The organism is Arthrobacter sp. APC 3897, from assembly GCF_030407495.1.
Taxonomy (GTDB): domain Bacteria; phylum Actinomycetota; class Actinomycetes; order Actinomycetales; family Micrococcaceae; genus Arthrobacter_B.
On the sequence record NZ_JASDDG010000051.1, the window covers coordinates 1 to 9,506 of the forward strand.

At 64.4% G+C, this 9,506-nt stretch carries 9 protein-coding genes; 7 read left to right on the top strand and 2 right to left on the bottom strand.

Annotated features, from left to right (window positions below):
- Nucleotides 1-61 precede the first annotated feature (61 nt).
- From QMA10_RS17370 to QMA10_RS17380, 3 genes are all read left to right on the top strand, one after another.
- A complete protein-coding gene (locus QMA10_RS17370) occupies nucleotides 62-982 on the top strand; it encodes an RluA family pseudouridine synthase (protein WP_290170440.1) in 921 nt (306 codons plus the stop codon).
- A gap of 25 nt (nucleotides 983-1,007) precedes the next feature.
- Nucleotides 1,008-2,027, top strand: a complete 1,020-nt coding sequence (locus tag QMA10_RS17375) for a hypothetical protein (RefSeq protein ID WP_290170443.1) — start codon at nucleotides 1,008-1,010, stop codon at nucleotides 2,025-2,027.
- A 73-nt stretch (nucleotides 2,028-2,100) separates the two neighbouring features.
- Nucleotides 2,101-3,024, top strand: a complete 924-nt coding sequence (locus QMA10_RS17380) for an NADP-dependent oxidoreductase (protein WP_290170445.1) — start codon at nucleotides 2,101-2,103, stop codon at nucleotides 3,022-3,024.
- Between the two features lie 26 nt (nucleotides 3,025-3,050).
- Here QMA10_RS17380 and QMA10_RS17385 read toward each other — a convergent pair whose 3' ends face one another.
- On the bottom strand, nucleotides 3,051-3,356 hold the full coding sequence (locus tag QMA10_RS17385; RefSeq protein ID WP_290170447.1) for a hypothetical protein: 306 nt from the start codon (nucleotides 3,354-3,356) through the stop codon (nucleotides 3,051-3,053).
- Nucleotides 3,357-3,508: 152 nt separating this feature from the next.
- Entirely contained in the window at nucleotides 3,509-3,982 is a 474-nt protein-coding gene (locus QMA10_RS17390) for a hypothetical protein (RefSeq protein WP_290170448.1), read from the bottom strand.
- A 270-nt stretch (nucleotides 3,983-4,252) separates the two neighbouring features.
- On the opposite strand from QMA10_RS17390, the gene QMA10_RS17395 reads away from it, so the two are divergent.
- The 4 genes from QMA10_RS17395 to QMA10_RS17410 form a co-directional block, all read left to right on the top strand.
- A complete protein-coding gene (locus QMA10_RS17395; RefSeq protein WP_290170455.1) occupies nucleotides 4,253-5,782 on the top strand; it encodes an aspartate aminotransferase family protein in 1,530 nt (509 codons plus the stop codon).
- Nucleotides 5,779-7,161 (top strand): SidA/IucD/PvdA family monooxygenase, encoded by a 1,383-nt coding sequence (locus tag QMA10_RS17400; RefSeq protein WP_290170450.1) that lies wholly within the window; start codon nucleotides 5,779-5,781, stop codon nucleotides 7,159-7,161. Before QMA10_RS17395 ends, QMA10_RS17400 begins: the two co-directional genes overlap by 4 nt.
- Nucleotides 7,158-7,754: a GNAT family N-acetyltransferase gene (locus QMA10_RS17405; protein ID WP_290170451.1), complete on the top strand. Its 597-nt coding sequence runs from the start codon at nucleotides 7,158-7,160 to the stop codon at nucleotides 7,752-7,754. Before QMA10_RS17400 ends, QMA10_RS17405 begins: the two co-directional genes overlap by 4 nt.
- Nucleotides 7,751-9,506: IucA/IucC family siderophore biosynthesis protein (locus tag QMA10_RS17410; protein ID WP_290170453.1), on the top strand; the 1,756-nt coding region annotated here is incomplete at its 3' end. The genes QMA10_RS17405 and QMA10_RS17410, both read left to right, overlap by 4 nt.

Here is a 9,506-nt window from a genome sequence, read left to right on the forward strand (position 1 = left end):
CTCCGCAACGATCCCGCCCCGGTCATGGAACGATTCCGCGCCTCGGTACTCTGGAAGGGTGATGCAATCTCCCCTTCCTGTTCGCAACGGCGTGAATGCCACCCGTCTCCGGCTTCCGGATGACGGTCCCTGGGCAACGGCCATGGATTACGTTTTGTCCCGGTTTGGCCACGTGGATCCGGAGGGCATCGCCAACCGGTTTGCCCGCGGCGAGGTTGTGGGTTTGGGCGGTGTTCCGCTGACTCAGGAGACTCCGCTGCGCGAACACACCTTCATCTGGTACTACCGGGAGTTGCCGCCCGAGCAGCGCCTGCCGGTGGAGATCAACGTCCTGCACCAGGACGAAAACCTGCTGGTCGTCGACAAACCGCATTTTCTGCCGACGACGCCCGGAGGCATGTATGTTGCGGAGTCCGCTCTGGTACGCCTTCGGGTACAGCTCGACATTCCCGACCTCATTCCCATGCACCGCTTGGACCGGATGACCGCAGGGGTGCTTCTCTTTTCAACTAACCCGGAAACCCGCGGAAAGTACCAAACACTGTTTGAGAAGCGCCGGATCAGCAAGGAATACGAGGCCGTCGCCCCGGTCCGCGATGACCTTGAGCTGCCCCGAACTGTGCGCAGCCGGATGGTCAAGTCGCGCACCTACCTGCTGGCGCAGGAAGTGGAGGGCGAACCCAACGCCGAGACCCGCATTGAGCTCCTGGAAGCGCACGGCGGCGTTGGCCGCTACCGCCTCCAGCCGCACACGGGCAAGACACACCAGCTGCGGGTGCATATGGCATCTCAGGGAATCGGTATCCTCAACGATTCCTTTTACCCCGAGCTGCTGCCGCAGGCTCCGGACGACTACAGCCGTCCGCTTCAGCTGCTTGCCCGATCGGTGGAATTTGTTGACCCGTTGACGAGGCAGCCCGTTCAGTACCGCAGCAGGCTCTCCCTGGCATTCGCACCAAAAGCTCAGCAGGATTTAACCTAGCCCTCTGGCTTTGTCAATGGATAGGGTGGGTAAACCGTCCGGGGAGACCAACTTCGGATACTCCGGCAGGGGAAGGACCCTGATGATTCCGCCGCTGAAACCATCTGTCACCCCGCGCCCCGAGCCCGCCGACCCGGCGCCCGCCGCGCCCGAATCCGGTGCCGGCACGGAGTCCGGATTCCGGCTGCCGGGGAAAGGGAACAGGCTCCCCGTTGATCTCATTCGCCGCGTCGCCGTCTCCACGGCAGCGGCAACCGCCGCAGGGATCGCCCTTGTCCTTGCACGGGCGGACGAAGCTTTAGTGGACCGAAGCCCCCAGGGCGTCCTGAGCTCACCGGGGTCCTTCCTCGCTCCCGCCGCCGCAGCCTGGTGGATCTGGATGCCGGTTATCGCGGCGTGGCTGGGATACGCGCTTTACCAGTGGCTTCCCCGGCAGCGGGATAACCCCCGGCAGGAACCCCTGGGCTGGCTCATTCTTGCTTCTCAGGCAGCGGCCTTCGTCTGGCTGCTGGCAGTCTCCTCCGGGAACACCGCTCTCCTCCTGTCCGCTGCTGCGGTCCACATCGCAGTGGGCCTCGCGGCAGTGCACAGCATGAACATTCACCCGCCGTCGTCCGCTGTGGAAGGAATCCTGGCTGACGCGCCGCTGAAAATCACGCTGGCCACGGGCGTGCTGTCCCTCGTTGCGGCGCTTGCCGTCACCCTGACCAGGACGGGAGCAGATCTCGCCGGGTGGGGAGCTACCGTGTGGGCCTTGATTGGGCTAATGACGGTAATGGTGGGAATCACCGTCATCTGCATGACCGACCGGGGCCATTTGTCGCTGGCTCTCGCCATTGCCTGGGGATTGTCCTGCATTGCTTTTGAGCGGCTGACAGGCGCCCCTGAGTCCCTGAGTATTGGCGTGGGAGCGGCCGTGGCCGCTTTCCTGGTCCTGCTGTCCGCAGGCTCCCGCCGGCATCAGGTGGACCATGAACAGCGGCGCAGCGAACGGCAGGCGGAAGCGCGGCTTCGCCCGGAAGATGCCCGCCCGGCCATCCTGTAGTTCACCCGTCAAGGACCTGTTCCCCCTGTCTGTTCATGGAATATCCCGGCAGCTGCGGTAGTTGCCGCCGGGTATGAAGATTATCGGAGTGGAAAAGTTCGGCGGACCTGAAGCACTGACCGTTCTGGACGTTGCCGAGCCCCATGCGGGACCGGGAGAGGTGCGCATCAGGGTTCACGCCGCAGCTGTCAGCCCGACGGACACCGTCCTGCGGGCAGGCGGCCAGGGCACCGGCAACCTGCCGGCGGTGCCGGGGATGGACGCAGCCGGGGTCATTGACGAGACGGACGGGTCCGGCGGGTGGCAGGCGGGAGACAGAGTCATGGCCATTGCACTGCCCCTCGGCGAGCACCGGGGAGCCTATCAGGAGTTCCTGGTGGCTCCGGCGGACTCTATCGCCCATATCCCGGCCGGCATGGACTTCGCTGAAGCCTCCACCCTGCCCATGAACGGCCTGACAGCGGTCCAGACACTCGAGAAGCTCGGCCTCCAGCCGGGACAGTCGCTGGCAGTGACGGGAGCAGCCGGAACGCTGGGCAATTATCTGGTCCAGCTGGCCAAACATGCCGGACTGGTGGTTGTCGCCGACGCCGCAGAAAAGGACCGTGACCTGGTCTCCGGGCTGGGACCGGACTACATCGTGGAGCGGGGCGACAACGTTGCGGAACGGATCCGCGAATTCTTTCCCGAGGGTGTGGACGCCCTCGCTGACGCAGCCGTGATGAATGACAAAGCTGCCCCGGCTGTCAAAGACGGCGGCGGTTTCGCCACGTACCGCTGGTGGCAGCAGGATCCCGGACGAGGCATAACAGTTCATCCGATTTCCGTGCGCGACGACTACCATTCCGGTCAGAAGCTTGAGGCGCTCCGCCGCCTCGCCGAGGACGGAACCCTGACTCTTCGGGTTGCCGACCGCCTGCCTGCGGAGAAAGCTTCGGAAGCCCACCGCATGCTGGAGGCAGGCGGAGTCCGCGGCCGTCTGGTGCTGCTCTTCTGACAGAACTGCTCTTCTGACAAAACCGCCTACAGCGGGATCCAGCGGCCCCGCCGGCGGCGCAGGACCCTCAACCGTTCTGCGTCGGCGACGGTCTCCACGGCATGGCGCATGTTGGCCGCTGCGTGCAGTGCCTGGGAGTTCTCCAGCGAGAATTCATTGTCCGGAACCATGAACCGCAGCGTGATGCGGGGAATTCCGGCCACAATGTCCAGCTGGCTGGCTTCCACATGATGGCTGGCGGCCAGCGCCGCAACGGCGGTATCCATCACGGCTTCTGGATGTGTTCCGGGCTTCAGCCCAGTGATATTCAGCTGGGCTCGGAAAGAAGGCATGAGAAAAGGTTAGACGCTTCAGCGATCTCCGCTTAGCACGCAGGATTTTGGACGCAGGGACCGGCCGCCCCTGTTTCAAACTCCCTGTGTCCGGACACACCGCAGGCAGCGGCCCGCCTGTCCGGCCGCTGCCTGCGGTGCACCCTGTGCTGCTAGAGCTCGCGTTCCTCAGAATCGAAGTCGGCGAGCGGATCTCCGCCAAGATGGGCCGGATCGTCACTGCCGTCCTGCTCATCCGCAGCGACGGGATCATCAAAATCCACGTCGCTTGCCGCTTCTCCGATGGTAGGAACATCCGGGGGAACCTGGGAGACGCCTTCTTCGTAGCGCTCTTCTGCCGTTCCATCCCGCAGCGTCTGGTCGGACAACTCTCCGGGCTCACCCATCAGCGGCTCTTCATTCACCAGCGGATCTTCCTGCCAGCGGTCAGGATTGTCTTCGGCTGCGCCCGGATACCCGAGATCCTCAGGATCGAGGAACTCCTTCACGCTGCTCAGGTCATCAGCGTCGGTGAGGTCGCTCAACGGCACTTCCGAGACTTCATCCGGAGTCACTACATCTGCAACGTCGTCTGCCAGTACCGGGTCATCGCCAAGTTCGGGGTCGGGAATGCTCTGCTCGTCCATCAACTCTGCCTTTCCGTTTGCCTGTCGCTGCGCGCGGCGCCGTGTCCCGGGCCGCGTACACATCCTCGTTAGTAAGCCTACTGATGCTTTCCGCCCAGCACCACCCGCCCAGGTCCTGCTTCCGGGCGCACCAGCTCGTCCAGCCCTCCCGGGGAACGGCCGGAAACAATTACGTCACATTTGTTTGACGTAAAGGTCATCCTAAGTAAGGGTTACCTGAGTTACCAATCCGAAATAATTGAGGGAGTCGCAGTGAGCTTGCTGCACCACATTGAACAACACACCGACCCGGCGTTCCGGTTCGATCAGGAAAGGGCGGGCGCCGGTCTGCTGTTCAACTCGCAGACCACCAAACGCTATGCGGATGACGTCCTCCAAGGAGTGAACCTGGTGGCCGCGACGGTTGCCGGCACAACCCGCCCGTTTACCGGCTGCACCCCGGCCCAGCTGGCACCCGCCGTGGAGGCAATTGATTTGGAGTCGCCGCTGCCGTCCACGACGGCAGCCCTGGAAGAACTGGCCCGCGTGTATTTGAAGGACGCCGTGTATTTTCACGACACCAAATACGCGGCCCACCTGAATTGCCCGGTGGTTATCCCGGCGCTGGTTGGTGAGGCCATTTTGTCCGCCGTGAATTCGTCCCTGGATACGTGGGACCAGAGCGCCGGTGCAACCCTGATAGAGCAGCGGCTCATTCGCTGGACGGCGGACCGGCTCGAGCTGGGCAGCCGCGCAGACGGAGTATTCACCAGCGGAGGAACCACCTCCAACCTGCAGGGCCTCCTGATTGCACGGAACCAGGCGGTGGCCAAGCTCCGCCTGGATCCGCGGCGCGAGGGCAGCCGGCTGCCTGCGCTGCTGGACGGCCTGCGCATCTTCACCTCCGAGGCCAGCCACTTCAGCATTGCCAAGTCGGCCTCACTGCTGGGGTTGGGCTACGACGCCGTAGTGCCGGTGGCCTGCGATTCCCGCCAACGGATGGATCCCGAAGCCCTGCGGGAGGCCCTGGACGTCGGCATTGCGCACGGAGAGACACCCATGGCGGTCGTGGCCACGGCCGGCACCACCGACTTCGGCAGCATAGATCCGCTGCCGGCCATCTCAGCACTTGCCCGCAGCTACGGCACCTGGCTCCATGTGGATGCCGCCTACGGCGGCGGGCTCATCACATCTCTTCGCCACCGCCACCTGCTGGACGGCATCCGCGCCGCAGATTCAGTGACCGTTGACTATCACAAAACCTTCTTCCAGCCCGTCTCCTCCAGCGCCCTGCTGGTGCGGGATGCGGCGATGCTCGGCCACGTGACCTACTACGCTGACTACCTCAATCCGGAGAGCGCGGCCCGGGAAATGACTCCCAACCAGGTCGATAAAAGCCTGCAGACCACGCGCCGCTTTGATGCGCTGAAGCTGTGGCTCACCCTTCGGCTGATGGGTGCCGACGGTGTTGGCCTGCTCCTGGACAAGGCCATTGACCTGGCCGCAGAAACCTCCGGCCTTCTTTCCTCCGACCCGGACTTTGATCTGGCGGCTCCGGCCCAGCTCAGCACCCTGGTATTCCGTTACTTCCCGGCGGGAACGGACGCTGCGAGCGCTGACGCCGCCAACCGGCACATCCGCAGGACGCTTTTCGCCTCAGGGGAGGCCGTGGTGGCCGGAACCACCTTGGCGGGCCGGCACTACCTCAAGTTCACCCTGCTCAATGCGGAGACCACGCTGGCGGACATCAGGGAAATCCTCGCCCTCATCCGCACGGCGGGACGTTCATATCTGGCCGAGACGGCGGGGATGCCGGCATGAGCCCGGCAGCGCAAGTCCCGCGCATCCATGACGCCGTCGGCATCGGTGTAGGCCCCTTCAACCTTGGGCTGGCCGCACTGTCGGATCCGATCGCCGACCTGGATCTGGCTTTTGTTGACGCCCGCCCCGGCTTCGACTGGCATCCAGGGATGATGCTGGACACCGCCCACCTGCAGGTGCCGTTCATGGCGGATCTGGTCACGCTGGCGGATCCAACCTCACCGTTCTCCTTCCTCAACTTCCTCAAACAGACCGGCCGCATCTACCGGTTTTACATCCGGGAAAACTTCTACCCGCTGCGCGCCGAATTCAATGCCTACTGCCGGTGGGTGGCGGACTCGCTCCCCACCGTGCACTTCGGCGAGCGCGTCACCGAGGTGGCATACGACGACGGCGCCTACTCGGTTCACACCTCGGGCCCGCTGGGGCACAGGGTCCGCCGCGGACGCCGGCTCGTCCTGGGCACCGGGACGCAGCCGCACGTCCCCGAAGCGGCACGCAGCATTGCCGAAGCGGGCGGACTGGTGCTGCACAACGCCGACTATCTGGCCCGCAAGGAGGAACTGCTCTCCCGCTCAAGCATCACGGTGGTCGGAAGCGGCCAGAGCGCCGCGGAAATCTATCTGGACCTGCTCCGGGAGATGCCCTCCCGCGGTTACGAGCTGAACTGGGTTACCCGCTCCGGCCGCTTTTTCCCGCTGGAATACACCAAGCTGACCCTGGAAATGACGTCTCCGGACTATGTGGACTACTTCCATGCCCTGCCGGAAGCCACCCGTGACCGGCTGGTGGCAACCCAGAAGAATCTCTACAAGGGGATCGACTCGGAGCTCATCAACGAGATCTATGACGCCCTGTACGCCCTCAGCCTGAGCGGCGAGCCCCGGACCCGGCTGCTGACGGGGATGGAACTCCTCGACGCCCGGTACCATCCGGATACTGATACCCATACCCTCAACCTGCACCACGGCGAACAGGACCGGCAGCACCGGCTTGAGACCGGCGCCGTCGTACTGGGGACCGGCTACACCTACCGTGAGCCGGATTTCCTGGCCGGCATCAGCGGCCGTATCCGGCGGGACGCCGCCGGCCGGTTTGATGTTGACCGCAGCTACGGAATCGGCACCGTGCCCGGAGAGATCTTCGTGCAGAATGCCGAGCTGCACACGCACGGATTCGTCAGTCCGGACCTGGGCATGGCTGCTTACCGCAATTCCGTGATCATTGCGCAGATGCTGGGCCGGGAACACTACCCCGTGGAACACAGCATCGCGTTTCAGGAGTTCGGCGTTCCGCAGCACGCTACCCGCGAGGCACCGGTTCCCGAGGCCGCCGGCATTTCCGGTTATGCCTTCGCGGGCAGCGAGGCCACGGCATGAGTTTTCGGATTGTTCCCCTGAACCCCGCCCGCGATGCGCCGCTGCTGCATGACTGGATGAACCGGGACTACGCCCGGTTTTGGGGCATGCTGGACGCGACGCAGGAGGACGTGCTGGCCGAGTACACCCGGATCAGCGAGGACCCCCGCCATCATGCCTGGCTGGGACTGGAAGACGGAGCGCCCGCGTTCCTGATGGAGTCCTATGACCCGGCGCATTCTCCGCTGGCCACCCACTACGCCGTACACCCCGCAGACACCGGAATGCATCTTCTCGCGGGCCCCGCGGAACACCCGCGCAGCGGCTTCACCACCGAAGTGTTCCGTTCCGTCCTGGAGTTCCTTTTCGCCGATGAAGGCACGCAGCGCATTGTCGTGGAACCCGATGTCCGGAACACGAAAATCGCGGCTCTGAATGCACGGATGGGTTTTGTGCCCGCCCGCAGGATTTCGCTCCCGGACAAGGAGGCCCTGTTGAGTTTCTGCACCCGCGAGGATTACCTCCGCGCCCTTAGCACCCCCGCGCTGTCCGCCGCCCGCGCCGGCCAAGACCACCGACCTCTCCCCTCCACAGCATCAGGAGCAGCCCTGTGACTTCGATCGATTCCGGAACCGGCACCGCCCGGTCCGCAGCCACTGAACACCTGACACCCGAACGCTGGGCGGCCGCCAACCGGCATGTACTCCGCAAGGCCCTGTCCGAGTTCTCCCACGAGCGGATCCTGCGCCCGGAGCCGGTCGATGCCCCCGTCTCAGGGGCGCACGGCGGCGAGCCGGGCTGCAGGACCTACCGGCTGGTGTCCGACGACGGCGGTGCCGAGTACCGTTTCGACGCACGGATGCTCGCCCTGGACCACTGGTCCATCCCGGCCGGGAGCATCCGCCGGATTGCCCTTGGCCGTGACACCTCGCTGGATGCGCTGGTCTTCATCACGGAGTTCTCCGCAACTCTGGGAATCAATGAGCAGATGCTTCCGGTATATCTGGAAGAAATCAGCAGCACCCTGGCCTCGCACGCCTTCAAGAACCACCCCGGTGCGCCCTCGTCGGGGCTGCTCGCCCAAGGATTCAGCGCAGGGATGGATCCCGCTGCGGATTTCCAAACCGTGGAGCAGTCAATGACCGAGGGCCACCCCTGCTTCGTGGCCAACAACGGGCGGCTGGGCTTCGGCTCGGACGACTATCTGTCCTACGCGCCGGAGGCCGGTGCGCCCGTGCAGCTGGAATGGATCGCCGTCCGCCGTGACTGCGCTGTGTTCACTTCCCTGCCCGGCCTGGACTATCGGGAACATCTGACGAGCGAACTGGGAGCCGCCGCCGTCGCCGGCTTTGATGCCCGGCTGGCTCAGCAGGGAGCGGACCCCGCCGAGTACCTGTACATGCCGGTGCACCCGTGGCAGTGGGCCAAGAAGCTGACCGTCACCTTTGCCGCCGAGATCGCCCGGGGGCATCTGATCCATCTGGGCAGCGGGGATGACGTCTATCAGGCACAACAGTCCATCCGCACGTTCTTCAACCGCACGAACACTGACCGGTGCTATGTGAAAACTGCTCTTTCAGTGGTGAACATGGGCTTTATGCGCGGGCTTTCACCGGAATACATGCTAGCCACTCCCGCCATCAACAACTGGCTGGACGGCCTGATCCGCAGTGACCCCGCGCTGCAGGCAGCAGGGTTCGGCATCCTGCGGGAGAGCGCGGCGATCGGCTACACCAACCGCTACTTCGAGGCCGGGGCGCCCAAGGGATCTCCCTACCGCAAAATGCTTTCGGCGCTGTGGAGGGAAAGCCCTCTTCCCCGGCTCAAAGCGGGTGAGCAACTGGCCACCATGGCGTCCCTCCTGCATACCGACGCCGCCGGACATCCCCTGGTCTCCGCCCTGGTGGAGCAGTCCGGGCTCAGCGCTTCGGACTGGCTGGAGCAGTATCTGAAGGCCTATCTTGTGCCGCTGCTGCACTGCCTGTACGCCTACGACCTGGCGTACATGCCGCACGGCGAAAACCTGATCATGGTGCTGAAGGACGGGGCAGTGCAGCGGATGATCATGAAGGACATCGCCGAGGAAATTGTGGTGATGGGCGACCGGGTGCCCCTTCCCGAGGAGTGCTCACGGGTGCGCGTGCAGATCCCGCAGGAGGAAAAGATCCTGTCCATCTTCACTGATGTGTTCGACTGCTTCTTCCGGTTCCTGGCGGCACTTCTGGAGGAGGACGGGCGGCTCTCCGAAGCCGGCTTCTGGAAAACCGTGGCCGCCGTGGTGCTGGAGTACCAGGACGCGCATCCAGAGCTGGCGGACCAGTTTGCGGCCCATGATCTCTTTGCCGGGGATTTTCCGCTCTCCTGTT

Bases quoted from the DNA above. Each gene is read 5' to 3' on its own strand.
- QMA10_RS17400 (WP_290170450.1), top strand. From the start codon at position 5,779: ATGAGCCCGGCAGCGCAAGTCCCGCGCATCCATGACGCCGTCGGCATC.
- QMA10_RS17405 (WP_290170451.1), top strand. From the start codon at position 7,158: ATGAGTTTTCGGATTGTTCCCCTGAACCCCGCCCGCGATGCGCCGCTG.
- QMA10_RS17385 (WP_290170447.1), bottom strand. From the start codon at position 3,356: ATGCCTTCTTTCCGAGCCCAGCTGAATATCACTGGGCTGAAGCCCGGA.
- QMA10_RS17380 (WP_290170445.1), top strand. From the start codon at position 2,101: ATGAAGATTATCGGAGTGGAAAAGTTCGGCGGACCTGAAGCACTGACC.
- QMA10_RS17390 (WP_290170448.1), bottom strand. From the start codon at position 3,982: ATGGACGAGCAGAGCATTCCCGACCCCGAACTTGGCGATGACCCGGTA.
- QMA10_RS17370 (WP_290170440.1), top strand. From the start codon at position 62: ATGCAATCTCCCCTTCCTGTTCGCAACGGCGTGAATGCCACCCGTCTC.